This is a genomic window from Ruegeria sp. H8 (genome assembly GCF_056532905.1).
In genome coordinates this window covers 1-15466 of sequence record NZ_JBQFNY010000003.1, presented here as the reverse complement: position 1 = coordinate 15466, position 15466 = coordinate 1, and the positions used below count along the sequence as shown (strand labels likewise).

Sequence of the window (15466 nt, the reverse complement as noted above, 5' to 3'; positions counted from 1 at the left end):
ATGCTGGGCCTGATCAGCAATGAAGGCGTGACCGTCGGTGACACGGGGTTGGCCGACAGCCCCCTGGCCCTGCGCGGCCTGACGGTTTCATACGGGCAGAAACCTGCGGTGTTTTCAGTCGACATGACCGTACAGCCCGGAGCGATGACCGCGATCATCGGGCCGAACGGGGCCGGGAAATCCACATTGCTCAAGGCGGCGCTTGGCATCGTTTCCCCTTTGTCAGGTCAAGTGACCGTGTTTGGCCAGCCATTGGACACGCAGCGCGCGCGCATTGCCTATGTTCCTCAGCGTGCCAGCGTGGATTGGGATTTTCCAACGCGTGTCATCGACGTGGTTCTGATGGGCCTGTCGCGCGAACTTGGCTTGCTGGGCCGTGTGCGTGCCCGCCACAAGGCGTGCGCGATGGATTGTTTGCACCGAGTGGGAATGCGGGATTTCGCGGATCGCCAGATCGGGCAGCTGTCCGGCGGGCAGCAACAACGTGTCTTTCTGGCGCGCGCGCTGGCGCAGGGCGCGGATCTGTATCTTCTGGACGAACCTTTTGCAGGCGTCGATGCCGCCACCGAGAAAGCCATCATCTCGGTGCTGAAATCCCTGAAAGAGGCGGGCAAGACGGTTGTCGTAGTGCATCACGACCTTGCGACCGTGACCGATTATTTCGACCATGCCTTCCTGATCAACACCCGCAAGGTGGCCGAGGGACCAGTGGCCGAGGCCTTCACGGCGGAAACGTTGCAATCAGCATATGGCGGTCGACTGGCAACCGCGCAGATCGACCAGATATCGCGCGCGCTGGGGTAACGCATGCTCTGGGATGCTCTGACCCTGCAACTTGGCTACAACGCCAAGCTGGTCGCCATCGGTGCAACCTTGCTGGGTGTGTCTGCCGGTGTGACGGGGACGTTTCTGTTTCTGCGCAAGCGTGCCTTGGTCAGTGACGCAATCAGCCACGCAACCCTGCCGGGCGTCTGTCTGGCTTTCATGGTGTTGGTCGCGCTGGGAGGAGACGGGCGCAACCTGCTGGGCCTGTTGGCAGGATCGGCCATCTCGGCCTGGATCGGCCTTCTCTGCATGAACTGGCTGACGCGTCACACGCGTTTGGCCGAAGACGCCGCCATCGGAGCGGTCCTGTCAGTCTTCTTCGGCTTTGGCATCGTGTTGCTAACGGTCATACAGACGATGGGCGTAGGCCGTCAGGCCGGGCTGGAAGGCTTCCTTTTGGGGTCCACTGCCGGGATGCTCTGGGCTGATGCGATGATCATTGCGGTCGGCGGCGCTGCGACGCTGCTGCTGGTCATGATCATTCGTCGCCCGATGATTCTTGTGGCCTTCGATCCTGAATATGCCGCAGCCCGCGGGTTGCCGGTGTACAGGATCGATCTGGCCATGATGGGTTTGGTCATGGCCGTGACCGTGGTCGGCCTGAAAATCGTGGGTCTGATTCTGATCGTGGCTTTGCTGATCATTCCCGCCGTGACCGCGCGGTTCTGGTCCGAACGCTCGGACCACGTGGTTCTGCTTGCGGGATTGGCCGGCGGGTTGGCGGGGTACATTGGCGCGGCCATTTCGGCCTCGGCGCCAAACCTTCCGACGGGGCCGATCATCGTTCTGGTCAGCTTTGCCTTCTTTGTCGTGTCTTTGTTTCTGGCGCCGATACGTGGCGTTCTGGCGGCGGTGCTGCGCCATTTGCGCTTTCAGCGTCGGGTGCATATTCGTCAGGGTCTTTTGGCCTTGGCGCAGGGGCAAAAGATCTACGAGCCCCTGACCCTGCGCTTGCTGCGCCGCGCTGGGCTGGTGCGCGCGGACGGCGTTGCGACCGACATCGGCAAAGCCCGCGCGGCCAAGGCGTTGCGGGACGAAAAGCGCTGGGAAATCGTGCGCGCGGATCAGGCGCATGAGGCAACAGCCGCGCTTTACGACGGGTTGCGGGACATCGAAACCGTCCTGACCCGCGACCAGATCGCCGAGATAGACCGCCGCATCGGCGGGCCAATGGGGGTGCCGGTATGAGTGGTGAAGAATTTGTCCCCCTGTCTCTGACACCGTTGTTGATCGGTACGTTCGCGGCCATTGCCTGCGCGTTGCCCGGCAATTTTCTGGTGTTGCGCAAACAGGCATTGATCGGAGACGCGATCAGCCATGTGGTGCTGCCGGGAATCGTCGTGGCGTTTCTGATCACAGGGGCGATATCGACCTGGCCGATGATGCTGGGCGCGGCGGGCGCTGCCGTTGTGGCCGTGGTGCTGATCGAAGCCATTCGCCGATTGGGTCAGATCGAACCCGGGGCCGCCATGGGCGTGGTCTTTACCACCATGTTCGCCGCGGGGGTCCTGCTGCTTGAGCAGACGGATACGTCGACGGTGCATCTGGATGTGGAACATGCGCTTTACGGCAATCTCGAAAGCCTGATCTGGCTGGACGCCACCGGATGGTCGTCCTTGCTGGACACAGAGGCGCTGTCCGGGTTGCCCCCGGAACTACCCCGCATTGCGCTGACACTGGTCGGTGTGTCTTTGTTCACCTGGCTGTTCTGGCGGCCGCTGAAGATCTCTACCTTCGACGAGGGCTTTGCCCGGACCGTTGGCATTCGCACCGGCGTTCTGGGCATGGCACTGGTCATCACCGCGGCAATTGCGGCGGTGGCGGCTTTTGACGCGGTGGGCTCGATCATCGTGATCGCCATGTTCATCTGCCCGCCCGCCGCGGCGCGAATGTTGACCAACCGGCTGGAAGCGCAGATAGCTTGGAGCGTTGTGTTCGCCATAGCCGCGGCAGTGTCGGGCTATGTGCTGGCAGGTTATGGCCCGCTGTGGCTGGGCGGCGCGGATGCCGTCAGCGCGGCGGGTATGATCGCCACGATGTCAGGCCTGATTCTTGCGGCGGCAGCGATGTTCGGACCCTGCCGGGCCAGAATCGGCATGCGCACATCTGGCTGATCAGGCATTTTCCCGCCACACTTGCCCGCACGTCATCGGCCAATCTCTGCCAAGAAACTGAGCGGGAGAATCTTAAGCAGATTTTCCGACACGTGCATGATACATCCTGCCCCATTGGTTAGCTGAAACACACCACTCACTTGGCACGCCCGGGTGATCCGGAATGAGTTCTTATTCGCGGACACCCGGGCGCCCCCTCTCTTTGAAATCTGCGGTTCAAACCGGTGGCAGAATCGTGCGCGACTATGCTAGGTGTAGGGGTATGGCGCAGGCAAACCCCAATATCGGCGAAAAACGCCCCGTAATTAGGCAGCTCGACGATGCCGCAATCAACCGTATCGCGGCGGGTGAGGTGGTGGAACGACCGGCCTCGGCGGTCAAGGAATTGGTCGAGAATGCAATCGATGCCGGGGCCACGCGGATCGCCATCGATATCGCGGATGGCGGCAAGACCCTGATCCGGGTCACGGATGATGGCTGCGGTATCGCGGCGGAAGATCTGCCGCTGGCCCTGTCCCGCCATGCCACGTCAAAGATTGACGGTTCGGACCTGCTGAACATTCACACTTTCGGCTTTCGGGGCGAGGCGCTGCCGTCCTTGGGTGCTGTTGGGCGTCTGACCATAACCAGCCGCGTTCCCGGCGCGGATGCGGCGCAGGTGCACGTCGCGGGTGGCAAGATGGATGCGGTCAAACCCGCCGCCCTGCGCGCGGGGACTGTGGTCGAGCTGCGCGATCTGTTCTACGCCACACCGGCCCGCCTGAAATTCATGCGCACGGACCGGGCCGAGGGGCAGGCGATCACCGATATTGTGAAACGGCTGGCCATGGCCGAACCTTCCGTGACATTCGCCCTGCGGGATGTATCCGGCGGCGGAGAGGGGCGCGTGACCTTCCGCGCGGATCGCGAAAACGGAAATCTGTTTGATGCGCTCCACGCCCGACTGGCCCGCGTGATCGGGCGCGAATTCGCAGAAAACGCTTTGCAGATTGATGCCTCGCGTGATGGCATCCGGCTGTACGGCTATGCCGCCCTGCCGACCTACTCGCGGGGGGCTGCCGTAACACAGTATCTTTTCGTCAATGGACGCCCCGTGCGCGACAAGATGCTGACCGGCGCGCTGCGGGCGGCCTATTTCGATTTCCTGAGCCGCGACCGCCACCCGGCTGCGGCGTTGTTCATCGACTGCGACCCCACGCTGGTTGACGTGAACGTCCACCCCGCGAAATCCGAGGTTCGGTTCCGGGATCCCGGTGTCGCGCGGGGGCTGATCGTGTCCAGTCTGCGCCATGCATTGGCGGAAGCCGGGCACAGGGCATCCTCGACCGTGGCGAATGCGACGCTGGGCGCGATGCGGCCGGAACCCGCACAGCCTGCTCCGGCGCGGGTTTACCAGATGGATCGCCCGTCACCTGCCGCGTGCACGGCGGCGTATCGCGCGCAGGCTCCGGGTTTTGCCGAGCTGGCCAATGACTACAGCGGCAGCATTGTCGAGCCGACTCCGGTTGCGCAGGTCGCCGAGGTGCAGGAGCAGCCTCAGGCGCAGGATCTGCCGCTGGGTGCAGCCCGCGGACAGGTGCACGAGAATTACATCATTGCCCAGACCGCCGATGGCATGGTGATCGTAGATCAACATGCTGCACATGAACGGCTGGTTTATGAGAAGCTGAAAACGCAGATGGCCGAGAATGGCGTCGCGGCGCAGGCCCTGCTGATTCCGGAAATCGTGGAATTGTCCGACGGGGATTGCGCCCGCCTGATGGCCGTCGCAGATGACTTGACGCGCCTTGGCCTGACCATCGAGCCCTTCGGCGGAAGCGCCGTTGCCGTACGCGAAACCCCCGCCATTCTGGGTGAAGTCGATGCACGCGCGATGATCCTCGATATCCTGGATGAACTTGCCGATCAGGGTGAAAGCCAGATGGTGCAGGCAAGGATCGAGGCGATCCTCAGCCGGGTGGCCTGCCATGGGTCGATCCGATCCGGTCGTCGGATGCGCGCCGAAGAGATGAATGCCCTGCTGCGCGAGATGGAGGCGACGCCGCATTCCGGCCAGTGCAACCATGGGCGGCCCACCTATGTGGAACTGAAACTCAGCGACATCGAACGCCTGTTCGGGCGCAGTTGATCCTGCGGCCCGGCGGGGCTATGAAGAATAAAACAAGAACACGCGAGTTGTGATGATCGAGATTGCAGGCACCCAATATGCATTGAATGACCCTGTCTTACTGGTCGGGGGTGGCGTGGTGGCGTTGATTCTGCTGCTGCTGTTTCTGTCGTTGCGGGCGGCCAACCGCTCGGCCCGGATGGCGGAACCTTTGGCGCGGCAGATGGCGCATCTGGGTCAGCATGTTCAGCAACTGGGCCACGGGCAGGAACAGTTGCGCGGCGGTCTTCAGCATGTCTCGGACACTCAGGCCAACGCGCAGATGCAGGTGATTCAGACGGTCGAGGCGCGTTTGGCTTCGGTCCAGCAACAGATGAATGACCGGCTGGCGGATAATGCGATGAAATCGGCGCGTGCGCTGGCCGAGATGCAGGAACGGATGAAAGAGACGTTGCATGGCTCGTCGAAACAGACGGCGACCTCGCTGACCCAATTGCAGGAACGTCTGGCCGCCATCGACAAAGCACAGGATAATATCACCAAACTGTCAGGCGATGTGCTGTCTTTGCAGGATATCCTGTCAAACAAGCAAAGGCGCGGGATGTTCGGAGAAATCCAGCTGAACGATATCGTGTCCAAGGCGCTGCCCGCTGACAGTTATTCGTTGCAGGCCACTTTGTCGAACGGCAGGCGGGCGGATTGCCTGATTCACTTGCCGAACCCGCCGGGACCGATCGTGATCGACGCAAAGTTCCCGTTGGAGGATTTCGAGGCGCTGGCCGCTGCGCAGACGAAGGCGGATGTCGAGAGATGCCTGCGGGCCTTCGGCGCTGCGGTGAAAGTGCATATCAAGGCGATTTCCGAAAAGTACATCCTGGACGGGGAAACTGCGGACGGCGCCTTGATGTTCGTACCTTCTGAGGCGATTTATGCCGAGCTGCACGCGCGTCTGCCCGACGTCGTGCGTGAAGGGTTCGCCGCGCGGGTCTGGATCGTGTCCCCGACGACATGCATGGCCACGTTGAATACCATGCGGGCTATCCTGAAAGACGCGCGTATGCGCGAACAGGCCGGAGCGATCCGCAAAGAGTTGGGGTTGCTGCACAAGGATGTGGACCGCCTGGGTGATCGCGTCTCGAACCTGGATCGTCATTTCGGGCAGGCGGCCAAGGATATCTCGGAAATCAAGATCAGTGCCGAAAAGGCTGGCCGACGTGCACAGCGTTTGGACAATTTCGACTTTGAAGAAATCGAGACCAAGGCCGAAAACGGCGTTGTGCCCCTTGCTCGGCACGAAGGTTGAAATCTACTGGATGGACAGGTCCAGTTTGTACCCCACGGTTTTTCCGGTATCCCTGTCATTGCCCATCAGATAGACGCGGATCGTATAGTCTCCATCGTCGGGCAGGGTGATCCGAGCCGTATTGCCGTCAATCGATCCGTTATAGATCGCCACACCGTCGCTGCCCGGCGGCAGGATGTTGAAATAGATCACACCATTACCATTGGTGTCGCTGACCTGAAGATCGGCAAACATCTCCTGTCCGGCTTTGGCGCCCAGCGAATAGTCGAAGTACTCATCTCCTGAGATGGTCCCGCCGACCATGGTGCCAAAATTGCCGGGCTGAAACTGAACCTCGGCCGACATTTGGGCCGATGCGACGGGCGCGATTGCAACGAGAAGGGCGCACACAGCAAGTCTTGCGAACATAATCATTCCTTTCAAAACACGCCGTACGCGGCCCTCGCGGGCAACATTAGATGCGCAGGAAGGGTTGGAACAGGCGTGGCATCAACTTGGTGAATTTCAACGGTGCATCCGTAACCGCCAGACAGATGCAATCTTCCGAAATGTCCGCCACAGGCGTGTGTTCCAAATCCTCGTCCGCGATCTCGACGTCGCCACGGGCGAAGCGATCCACTTCGTCCGAGAATGCGCCCTGAAGCACCATCGTCAATTCTATACCGTTGTGGCTATGATCTGGTACAGCCGTTCCGGCTGGAATTAACAGCAACCGGGCCGAGGCCTCGCTTGTGGTTGGAAGAATGGCCTGTTTCACACCCATGCCGATCGGTTTCCATCGGATATCTGAAACCGTACCGCCGACATAATCCTGCAACGGGGCCGGCAATACCGAGCAGTTCGGACGCGCCGGTTTAGCTGCTGGCGCACCTTTGGAGATCAATGCCATAGTCGCGGCCAGAGATTTGTCACTCATGGCGATGGTTTCAGTCTGTTCCTCCAGAACATGCCCACCCACGGCGTCGTAACTTTCCGCCCGCGCACGGCAATGGTCACACAGCGACAGATGCGTCGCGACCATCAGGTCGAATGCCTCGGGCAGACTGCCTGCGGCATATGCCATCAGCAGGTCATCTGTCAGGTGATGTTTGATCGATTTACTCATCGTACTCATCTCAGTTCATCGCATGGCGCAAGCGGTCCAGCGCCAGCCTGATTCGTGATTTGATCGTTCCCAGGGGCAACCCGGTCTGAGACGCGATTTCCCGATGACTCAGATCACCGAAATACGCCTTTTCGATCAGCTCTCTCTGCGCGTCTGGCAACGCTGTCAAAGCGGTGCGAAGCTGCGCGGTTTCTTGTTGCAGCGCGATGACATCGTCCTGCTCGGGCTCGGCCTCGGGACCCCACCACAATTCTTCGGGTTCGGGGCGGCGTTGCTTTCGCAGAACGTCAATGCGCTTGTTCCGAGCAATCGTGAATACCCAAGTAGCCACTGTTGCCCGCGTCGGGTCGAACAGATGGGCTTTGTGCCACAAGGTCGCCATCACCTCCTGCGCACACTCCTCGGCCATTGTGGCGTCTGATCCTGACTTCATCAGGAACGCCTTGATCCGTGGCGCGAAGTGCTGGAACAGTTCGGCAAATGCCGCCTGATCCTGCACGTCGCGGATGCGCCTGACGTGATCCACCCATTCGGTTCTGGTTTCGCGCCTGCCGTTACTTCCGTTCACCCGTCTACCCTTGATGCGTTTCTTTTCGCGCCGAGGCTGAAGGGCGGCCGGTTCAGCCGCAGGTTCGTCCAAGGTCACGGTATCGATCTCGGTAAACATAACCTCATTACGGCGCGTTCCCCAAGCCGGATCACTTTATCGGGACATTATGATCCAAATTGTGCAAATTGCCGTATCGGAATTACCAGCATCTGAAGGAAATCAGTGTAGTTCAAGGCATTTACGGGAAGGCCAGAAAGCAGCGGATGACGCAGAAAATAGACCATATCGCGGGTCATACTTATCACGGGCGCAAGGGTGCGATTGAAAACGCATTCCGATACTCGGTCGATTACATCCTGCTGGATCCCGAAGCAGAGCTGGACACCCCTTTGCTGTTTTCGGTTGATCGCGCGAATGTCACGAACTGGCGCACCAGCGATCATGGGGGAGAGCCGGGTCACGGGGAAGGGGCCCAATGGCTCCGCGCGCGATTTGATGAAATGTCGGTGCAACAACCGGCGCGTTTCAAGTTGCTGACGCAACCGCGCGTTTTGGGTCACGTTTTCAATCCCGTCAGTTTTTGGTTCTGTTTTGACGACAGCGATCACCTTTATGCCGTGGTGGCCGAGGTCACCAATACCTATGGCACCCGTCACAGTTACCTGTGTCACAAACCCGATTTCTCGGTCATCGAACCGACTGAAAGGGTGGTGGCGGACAAGCTGATGCATGTTTCACCGTTTCAGAAAATCGAAGGCAGCTATACGTTCCGCTTTGACTATCGCGCGGATCGGGTCGGTGTCTGGATTGATTACGGCCGCGCTGATGGTGGGCTGATCGCGACGCTGACCGGTCCGCGGCAACCCCTGACCAACCGGGTGATCCTTTGGTCCTTGCTGCGGCGGCCATTCGGCGCCCGGCGAACCTTTGCACTGATCGTCTGGCAGGCTTTCCGGCTGTGGCTGAAAAAAGCCACCTTTCGCCCGTTTCGCAGGCAACCGGTACCGGACCAGCCGATTTCGCGTGCGCGGAACTAGGGCCGTTGTTTGCGTAAGATCAAAGACTCGGCCCTTGTTCGGTGATTGTGATGGCACGACAACCGCGAACACGAGGAGCTGATGCATGTTGGAAATATCGGCAAGAAAGGTCGCTCAGATTGCCATGATGGGGCGCGAGCTGAACCGGGCAGAAGGTGAAATGCGCGCCTTCATCGAACGTATGAGCGAAGACGAGCAAGCCGAACTGGTTGCCATCATGTGGATCGGCCGCGAAAGCTTTTTCCCCGAGGATCTGGCCGAAGCGATTGCCACTGCCAAGGCCGAGGCCTCGACCCCCTGCGCCGACTACCTGATCGGCACTCCGCACATGTCAGACCACCTTGAGAACGGTCTGGACGCGCTGGGGATATCAGCCGAGGACGTTGAAAACGATCTGATGTGACCTGCGTGCAAAGGGGCGTTTTCTGCGACGGATCGATATTCGCGTTATCTTGATCCGCCACTGAAAAGACATGTCGCGGGCCTGGATCGAAGTTTGCAATCAACGCCTCGGTCCAGCCCAAACTTTCCCTCCATACGAGTCTTAACAAACCTTAATGAACCGGTTTGGTAACGTTAAGGCAGCCTTCCCAAATCTGATGTCAGGAAGACAAAGACATTGAGTTCAGGAGGAGAAAGACATGTCACATGCACAAACATTCGAAGGCCGGGGTGGCCTGCTTGACGGTCTGTTTTCAAACTATGCAGAAGCAAAGGTCGAGCATTTCCGCCGCCGGATTTTTTCGAAAACCGTGCGGGATCTGGAAAGGCTTGATGACGTACAACTGGCCGACATCGGCATCCAGCGGGATCAGATCAAAAGGCGCGCATATGAAAGTGTGTATCACAACAAGCCATACCGGCAGTGATCAAGTATTCAGCGTGCACTGAAACCCATCCCCAAAAGCCTGTCAGTGAGGTTACCAGAATGTTCGACGTCGTACCGCCCACCAATCAACCGGCTCCGGCCGCCAGCGCGCTTTTGCTGTTCGATCGTGCCATGCGGATCCGTTCGATCAGCCCTGATATTGTCCGCGCAGCCCAGCATCTGAATGCTTTGACCGATCATCAGTTGTCCGAGCTGGGCATCAACCGCAGTGATATCGAAGATACCATCCAGCGGTATATCTGAAGGCCGGGTGATGGAAACCCGAACGAGGACAACATGCGTAAAGTACAAAAATGAAAGCCATTCCAGACAGTCTGGAATGGCTTTTTTCATTCAGGCCGTGTGATCGACGATTTGCAGATGCTGGGCCAGCTTGTCGATTTCACCCATCCATCCCTGCACCAGCTTGGGATCACTGGGGGCCGCGTGAACACCGGCCGGGATGGCGCGGTTCAATACGGCCTCGACGGCAAGTGAGACCGGAATCGACACCAGACGCGCCATCGCCGTGCCACGCTCGTCGCCCCAGGCATCCATGACATAGGTCTTGTGCCAGACTTCGACGCCGTCTTTCTCGGCCTTCAATCCCACGCACAACACAACACGATCAGGCTCGCCTTCGTCATAGGCGTTTTCCTCCCAGAACTGGTCCGACATCTCTTTCAGACGCGCATCCCCTTCCGGGCCGGACAGGGTTTCGATCTCGGTGAACACGTCCGACCACGCATCGGCCCAGCCGTTCAGACGCAAAGTGCCGCGGACGAATTCCTTGACCGGCCAGTGATCCTCGAAATGATACTGCGCCATGAAGGGGATTGAATCGCGGTTCGGGTAGACCTCGAAGCTTTCCGGTGTCGGCAGCGGGGCGATGTAGCTGCTGATCGCATCCCAGGGGCGGGCAACGTCCAGCGGCGCGTAATCGCGGATCGATTTCGACGGCGACCGCAGCGCTTTCAACACGCCCAGCGGCGACCAGCTGAATTTATAGCGGAACGGGTTGGGGTTCTTGGGAATGCCGCCGCAATAGGAAATGAAGCTCAGGTGGTTTTCCGGGTCGAACGCATCGGAGCCGCGGTAGTCGTCGATCAGGGCATGTGCCATCAGGTGATCGATGCCCGGGTCCAGCCCGACCTCGTTGACCAGTGCGACACCGGCCTCGCGCGCCTTGTCATCCAGCGCGCGCATCTCGGGCGCGATATACGAGGACGAGACGAAATTGGCCTGTTTTGAAATCGCCAGGTCCGCAAGCGGCACATGCCAGTCGCCCGGCAGCATCGAGACGATCACATCGCCCTTCTCCAGTACGGCGCCAAGCGCGTCAATGTCGAAGGCGCGGATGTCGTCGGTCAGGTCTCCGACCTCGGCCCTGGCCTTGTCGACGGTCCGGTTCCACACGGTGACTTTGTGGCCGCCTTCGATCAGGCGACGCAGGCCGGGAATGGCCGAGAGGCCGCTGCCACACCAATGAATGGTCATCGTTCAGAGTCCTTCAATATGCGTTTTGTAAGTTGCTTCTGCCCGACCCCAGACACCGCTGTCCAGATCGGCCAGAGTCAGCAAGGACGGCAGCAGTTGCGCGGCATAGTCTTCCGAGCTTTCGACTGGCAGCATCGACGGCAGGTTGTCGATCGCCATCACGTCCATCACCGGGTCGGTGGCCACGCGCAGTGCGGGTTCTTGCCACGTGGTGGCGCGGTCATAGACGGGCACCGGGTTGTAGTCGCTGTCAGGGTCGCAGGCCACGTCACCGATGGCGGTCAGCTTGCGCGGGGCGGTCAGCGCCTCGCGCGGGACGAAGACAGGCGTTCCGGGGCGCGCAAAGATGCAGTTCAGGAACAGATCATGGTCGAGGATTTCCGGGAAAGGCCCACCGCTGGCGGTTTCTGCCATGTCCCACTTGGTGACCGCGACGCCCATCGCCTCACACAGGTCTGCGGCGCCGGTGCCTACACGGCCCAAAGCTCCGATGACGATGGCGCGGGGGCGGGGCGCGCCGGTGGCGTCCAATTCTGCCAGAAGTTCGGCGTTCAGCGCGTCCTTGCCGGGATAGACGCCGACGGGGCCGCAGATCCCGCCCCGTTGCTGCGCTGCCCAGGTCTTGAGCGTCACCGCCGCGCCCGCGTAGCCTGCCCAATAGCCGAATGCGGCGACCCGGCGACCATCCTCATCCACGAGGTATTCCAGATCATAAAGCGTGCCGCCGCCCGCCTTGAACCGTTCCAGCAGAGCCCGGCCCGAATGCTGACCCTTGAAGGCATGGCCGAACATGATGTGGCGGTGGGGCAGGGGTGTACCGTCTTCGGGCAGTTCCTTGAGGCCGAAGATGATCGCGTCCAGCGGGGCCTCGGGCCAGGAATTCTCGGGCGCGATCTCGCAGCCTGCGTCCTTGTAGCCGTCCAGTGGAATGGCACGGGCATGGCTTTCCTCGACCGTCACGCGGATGCCGGCCGCGATCAGCGCTGCGGTACCTTCCGGTGTCAGCCCAACCCGTTCTTCGTTCGGGCGCTGTTCTGCCCGGACCCAGAGATGTGTCATCTTATTTCCTTTTGTCAGAGCATTCCGGCAGCACGCACTGCCAGAACCGAAGGGCGTGCCTCCATCGCCTCACGGAAGGCGACGATTTTGGGAAAGGCCGAAACGTCCACGCCATCGCCTTCCAGCCAGCTGCACACCACGTACAGATAGGCATCAGCCAGCGAAAACGCCTCGCCCAGCACAAATGGACCACGCAGGCCGTTCGACGAGATATAATCGCAGGACGCGGTCATCGTCTGCGCGACCTTGTCTTTCATGTCTTTCCAGCTGGATTTCTTGTCGGCCCAGCGGTGCCCGCGCATTTTGTGCGCGTGGTTCACATGCATGGTCGAGGCAAGGTAGAACATCACTTCGCGCATCCGGGCAGCCATCACCGGATCAGCCGGCACCAGCCCGGCCTCGGGGGCCTTGGCTGCAATGAATTCCAGCAGGGCTCCGGTTTCAGTCAGGATGCCGCCATCCACCACCAGCGCCGGAACGCGGCCTTTGGGGTTTATCTGCTTGTAAGCTGGTTTCGTCTGTTCGCCCCCGGCGAAGTCGAGTTTGACCGCTTCGTATTCCAGCCCGGCCTCTTCCAGTGCGATCGCAACAGCGACCGAGATGGTACGGGGTGCATAGTAGAGCTGCATCAGGCGTCTCCGATCTGGTTACAGGTGGGTCTGCGCGAACTGCCGATCAGGGGCTTCCAGATGCGGAACGGCATTGAAAAGAACCGGGCTCAGCTGAGCGCCAATCGGATGCAGACGATGCATGGACGTGTTCATGATGGCAAGGGCCACCCGTGCCATTGACGGGATATCCAACCCCATCGCCTGCCGCACCACCATCGAAATCAACCCGCCCGAGGTCACGACGATTGCCGGTCCGCCCTCGGTCCCGATCTCGTGCAGCGCGTCGCGCACGCGCGTCTCGAATTCTTCGAAGGTTTCCGGTGCGTTCTTGATTTCGCCATTGGCCCAGGCCGCAAATGTTCTGGGCAGGTGTTCGACGAAACCTTCGCGGTCGGTGGGGATCGCGACGCCGTGTTGGTCCTCGAACAGTTGCGCCAGCGTGAAATACTCGATCTCGTTCAGTCGCGCGTCACGGATTGGCTCGTGCAATCCCATGCTGTCCGCTGTCTCGGCGTGGCGGGTCAGGGTGCCGCAATAGACCCGGGCATAGTGGCTGCGGGTGTCACGCAGATGCGCCCCCAGCCAGCGCGCCTGCTGATGCCCCAAGTCGCTGAGCCTGTCATAGCTTGCCTCGTCCCGCGCCGTCGTGTTTGCCTGCCCGTGGCGCACCAATGTGATATGTGACATGTCGGTCCCTCTTGCGCCGAAGTCTTAGGGCAGGTTCCCCTCCGGTGCCAGAGGGGTTTCACGCCTGTCGAAAAAAACCTCGCTCCTTTACTGTTTCTGGCTATGGTTCGCCTCGAACAAACCTTCGGAGGGGTTTATGACCGTCGATCACACGCGTTTTCTGACCGACCTGCATAAGTTGCGTGAATTCGGTGCCGCGGGAGTGGGCAAGGGGGTTGTCCGCCCTGCCTATTCCGACGCGGATATCGCTGCGCGCCAGTGGCTTGCCGGACGTATGTGCGAAGCGGGCCTGACCCCGCAGTTTGACCCGGTGGGAAACCTGTTCGGATTGGCGTCCGGTCCTTCGCTGCTGATGGGATCACATTCCGACAGTCAGCCCGAAGGCGGCTGGCTGGACGGCGCCCTTGGCGTCATCGCCGCGCTGGAAGTCGCACGTTCCGTCGACCGTCCCATTTCAGTTGTCAGCTTTCAGGACGAAGAGGGGCGTTTTGGCGTGACCACAGGTTCTGCTGTCTGGTCGGGCGGGTTGTCTCTGGAAAAAGCCGATGTGTTGACCGATGGGGCGGGCGTCAGCTTTGGCCAGGCCCGATCCTCCATGGCAGACTTGTCCCAGGGCTTCGTGGACCCGTCCCGTTTCGATGGCTTCATAGAGATGCATATCGAACAGGGCCCCTCTCTGGACGCGTCCGGAGATCAGATCGGAGTTGTCACGGATATCGTTGGCATCCGCGATATGTCGATCACCTTCGAAGGTCAGCAGAACCACGCCGGCACCACCCCCATGCACCTGCGCCGCGACGCATTTCAGGCCCTGTCCCTGTTCAACACCCGGCTCAATGAGAGGTTTCGCAATGTCGTCACGCCGCAGACGGTCTGGACCGTCGGGCGGGTCAACCTGCATCCAAACGCTTCGTCCATCGTGCCGGGACGGGTTCGGTTCTCGATGCAATGGCGCGATGCTGATGCAGACCGTTTGGCCCGGATGGAGGAGATCATTCGGGCGACAGCACAAGAAACCGCTGAGCAACTGGGGATGAGCTTGGATTACGGCCCCATGCTGGGGCTGGATCCCGTTGCCATGGATCCGACCTTGCGCCGCGCTCTTGAACGCGGTGCGGAACAGGTCGCGCCGGGTCGGTGGCGCAGAATGCCCTCGGGGGCCTTGCACGATGCCACCAACGTGTCTCGCCTGATGCCGGTCGCGATGTTGTTCACGCCCTCGATCGACGGAATCAGCCATGATTTTGCAGAAGATACGGCAGAGGTCGATTTGATTGCGGGGCTCGAAGTTCTGGTGCGTGCCGTACGGTCCCTCTCTGTCTAAACGCTATTTTGCAACGAAAAATCCCGAAGAAGGTGTTGCATCGACGGTGAAACCCTCCCCCCGGCACCCGGCCGGGCGCCGGGGATTTCACGCGATGGAAATGAGGGTTGTTGCCTAACGGAAAAAAGTTTCCTATAGGAACATTCGTGATGCATGCGTCTGTATACCGCCTCTTCTTCGGATCGGTGTTTCACTAGAAACCGGGTGGAATCATTGCATTCTATGCGGCTTGGGGCAGACTGACGGTTATGCATTTTGACCTTTGGATAATCGGAAGTTGACCGGATCATGACCACACCGAAGCGCACGCCGTTGTATGACCTTCACGTCGAGCTTGGCGGCAAGATGGTTGATTTTGCTGGTTGGGAGATGCCTGTTC

17 protein-coding genes are annotated in these 15466 nt (G+C 60.2%); 10 read left to right on the top strand and 7 right to left on the bottom strand.

Annotated elements, in window-relative coordinates; translation table 11 throughout:
• The 5 genes from ACR0A2_RS09560 to ACR0A2_RS09540 all read left to right on the top strand — a co-directional run bounded on the left by ACR0A2_RS09560 (position 1) and on the right by ACR0A2_RS09540 (position 6349).
• The gene (locus ACR0A2_RS09560; protein ID WP_480834862.1) at positions 1-804 is read left to right on the top strand and encodes a metal ABC transporter ATP-binding protein; all 804 of its coding nucleotides are present in this window, start codon (positions 1-3) and stop codon (positions 802-804) included.
• A gap of 3 nt (positions 805-807) precedes the next feature.
• A complete protein-coding gene (locus ACR0A2_RS09555; protein ID WP_480834861.1) occupies positions 808-2013 on the top strand; it encodes a metal ABC transporter permease in 1206 nt (401 codons plus the stop codon).
• The gene (locus tag ACR0A2_RS09550) at positions 2010-2939 is read left to right on the top strand and encodes a metal ABC transporter permease (RefSeq protein WP_480834860.1); all 930 of its coding nucleotides are present in this window, start codon (positions 2010-2012) and stop codon (positions 2937-2939) included. The genes ACR0A2_RS09555 and ACR0A2_RS09550 overlap by 4 nt, the downstream gene beginning before the upstream one ends.
• A gap of 262 nt (positions 2940-3201) precedes the next feature.
• On the top strand, positions 3202-5067 hold the full coding sequence (mutL, locus tag ACR0A2_RS09545) for a DNA mismatch repair endonuclease MutL (RefSeq protein ID WP_480834859.1): 1866 nt from the start codon (positions 3202-3204) through the stop codon (positions 5065-5067).
• Between the two features lie 52 nt (positions 5068-5119).
• Positions 5120-6349: a DNA recombination protein RmuC gene (locus ACR0A2_RS09540; RefSeq protein ID WP_480834858.1), complete on the top strand. Its 1230-nt coding sequence runs from the start codon at positions 5120-5122 to the stop codon at positions 6347-6349.
• A 3-nt stretch (positions 6350-6352) separates the two neighbouring features.
• Here the strand turns inward: ACR0A2_RS09540 and ACR0A2_RS09535 are convergent, their stop codons facing one another.
• Genes ACR0A2_RS09535 through ACR0A2_RS09525 form a run of 3 tightly spaced genes read right to left on the bottom strand, consistent with a single transcriptional unit; the run spans position 6353 to position 8121 of the window.
• Positions 6353-6757, bottom strand: a complete 405-nt coding sequence (locus ACR0A2_RS09535; RefSeq protein ID WP_480834857.1) for a hypothetical protein — start codon at positions 6755-6757, stop codon at positions 6353-6355.
• A 46-nt stretch (positions 6758-6803) separates the two neighbouring features.
• On the bottom strand, positions 6804-7454 hold the full coding sequence (locus ACR0A2_RS09530) for a ChrR family anti-sigma-E factor (RefSeq protein ID WP_480834856.1): 651 nt from the start codon (positions 7452-7454) through the stop codon (positions 6804-6806).
• A 10-nt stretch (positions 7455-7464) separates the two neighbouring features.
• Positions 7465-8121: a sigma-70 family RNA polymerase sigma factor gene (locus ACR0A2_RS09525; RefSeq protein ID WP_480834855.1), complete on the bottom strand. Its 657-nt coding sequence runs from the start codon at positions 8119-8121 to the stop codon at positions 7465-7467.
• Between the two features lie 146 nt (positions 8122-8267).
• Between ACR0A2_RS09525 and ACR0A2_RS09520 the strand changes: the two genes are divergently transcribed.
• From ACR0A2_RS09520 to ACR0A2_RS09505, 4 genes are all read left to right on the top strand, one after another.
• Positions 8268-9041: a DUF1365 domain-containing protein gene (locus tag ACR0A2_RS09520; protein WP_480834854.1), complete on the top strand. Its 774-nt coding sequence runs from the start codon at positions 8268-8270 to the stop codon at positions 9039-9041.
• A gap of 85 nt (positions 9042-9126) precedes the next feature.
• Positions 9127-9444: a DUF3775 domain-containing protein gene (locus ACR0A2_RS09515; protein WP_152459349.1), complete on the top strand. Its 318-nt coding sequence runs from the start codon at positions 9127-9129 to the stop codon at positions 9442-9444.
• Between the two features lie 238 nt (positions 9445-9682).
• A complete protein-coding gene (locus tag ACR0A2_RS09510; RefSeq protein ID WP_480834853.1) occupies positions 9683-9910 on the top strand; it encodes a YjiS-like domain-containing protein in 228 nt (75 codons plus the stop codon).
• A gap of 59 nt (positions 9911-9969) precedes the next feature.
• The gene (locus tag ACR0A2_RS09505; RefSeq protein ID WP_152459347.1) at positions 9970-10173 is read left to right on the top strand and encodes a DUF1127 domain-containing protein; all 204 of its coding nucleotides are present in this window, start codon (positions 9970-9972) and stop codon (positions 10171-10173) included.
• A gap of 90 nt (positions 10174-10263) precedes the next feature.
• On the opposite strand, the gene ACR0A2_RS09500 is transcribed toward ACR0A2_RS09505, so the two are convergent.
• Genes ACR0A2_RS09500 through ACR0A2_RS09485 form a run of 4 tightly spaced genes read right to left on the bottom strand, consistent with a single transcriptional unit; the run spans position 10264 to position 13763 of the window.
• A complete protein-coding gene (locus tag ACR0A2_RS09500) occupies positions 10264-11406 on the bottom strand; it encodes a saccharopine dehydrogenase family protein (RefSeq protein WP_480834852.1) in 1143 nt (380 codons plus the stop codon).
• 3 nt (positions 11407-11409) lie between these two features.
• Positions 11410-12465, bottom strand: coding sequence for a saccharopine dehydrogenase (locus ACR0A2_RS09495; RefSeq protein WP_480834851.1), 1056 nt, complete (start codon positions 12463-12465; stop codon positions 11410-11412).
• Positions 12466-12479: 14 nt separating this feature from the next.
• Positions 12480-13094, bottom strand: coding sequence for a glutathione S-transferase family protein (locus ACR0A2_RS09490; protein ID WP_480834850.1), 615 nt, complete (start codon positions 13092-13094; stop codon positions 12480-12482).
• An 18-nt stretch (positions 13095-13112) separates the two neighbouring features.
• On the bottom strand, positions 13113-13763 hold the full coding sequence (locus ACR0A2_RS09485; protein WP_224858379.1) for a histidine phosphatase family protein: 651 nt from the start codon (positions 13761-13763) through the stop codon (positions 13113-13115).
• Positions 13764-13899: 136 nt separating this feature from the next.
• Between ACR0A2_RS09485 and ACR0A2_RS09480 the strand changes: the two genes are divergently transcribed.
• Positions 13900-15087 (top strand): Zn-dependent hydrolase, encoded by a 1188-nt coding sequence (locus ACR0A2_RS09480; RefSeq protein ID WP_480834849.1) that lies wholly within the window; start codon positions 13900-13902, stop codon positions 15085-15087.
• Positions 15088-15466: the final 379 nt, after the last annotated feature.

Coding starts and splice junctions, on each gene's coding strand:
- ACR0A2_RS09490 (WP_480834850.1), bottom strand. CDS start 13,094: ATGCAGCTCTACTATGCACCCCGTACCATCTCGGTCGCTGTTGCGATC.
- mutL (WP_480834859.1), top strand. CDS start 3,202: ATGGCGCAGGCAAACCCCAATATCGGCGAAAAACGCCCCGTAATTAGG.
- ACR0A2_RS09515 (WP_152459349.1), top strand. CDS start 9,127: ATGTTGGAAATATCGGCAAGAAAGGTCGCTCAGATTGCCATGATGGGG.
- ACR0A2_RS09555 (WP_480834861.1), top strand. CDS start 808: ATGCTCTGGGATGCTCTGACCCTGCAACTTGGCTACAACGCCAAGCTG.
- ACR0A2_RS09520 (WP_480834854.1), top strand. CDS start 8,268: ATGACGCAGAAAATAGACCATATCGCGGGTCATACTTATCACGGGCGC.
- ACR0A2_RS09500 (WP_480834852.1), bottom strand. CDS start 11,406: ATGACCATTCATTGGTGTGGCAGCGGCCTCTCGGCCATTCCCGGCCTG.
- ACR0A2_RS09560 (WP_480834862.1), top strand. CDS start 1: ATGCTGGGCCTGATCAGCAATGAAGGCGTGACCGTCGGTGACACGGGG.
- ACR0A2_RS09480 (WP_480834849.1), top strand. CDS start 13,900: ATGACCGTCGATCACACGCGTTTTCTGACCGACCTGCATAAGTTGCGT.
- ACR0A2_RS09525 (WP_480834855.1), bottom strand. CDS start 8,121: ATGTTTACCGAGATCGATACCGTGACCTTGGACGAACCTGCGGCTGAA.
- ACR0A2_RS09485 (WP_224858379.1), bottom strand. CDS start 13,763: ATGTCACATATCACATTGGTGCGCCACGGGCAGGCAAACACGACGGCG.
- ACR0A2_RS09530 (WP_480834856.1), bottom strand. CDS start 7,454: ATGAGTAAATCGATCAAACATCACCTGACAGATGACCTGCTGATGGCA.
- ACR0A2_RS09540 (WP_480834858.1), top strand. CDS start 5,120: ATGATCGAGATTGCAGGCACCCAATATGCATTGAATGACCCTGTCTTA.
- ACR0A2_RS09505 (WP_152459347.1), top strand. CDS start 9,970: ATGTTCGACGTCGTACCGCCCACCAATCAACCGGCTCCGGCCGCCAGC.
- ACR0A2_RS09495 (WP_480834851.1), bottom strand. CDS start 12,465: ATGACACATCTCTGGGTCCGGGCAGAACAGCGCCCGAACGAAGAACGG.
- ACR0A2_RS09550 (WP_480834860.1), top strand. CDS start 2,010: ATGAGTGGTGAAGAATTTGTCCCCCTGTCTCTGACACCGTTGTTGATC.
- ACR0A2_RS09535 (WP_480834857.1), bottom strand. CDS start 6,757: ATGTTCGCAAGACTTGCTGTGTGCGCCCTTCTCGTTGCAATCGCGCCC.
- ACR0A2_RS09510 (WP_480834853.1), top strand. CDS start 9,683: ATGTCACATGCACAAACATTCGAAGGCCGGGGTGGCCTGCTTGACGGT.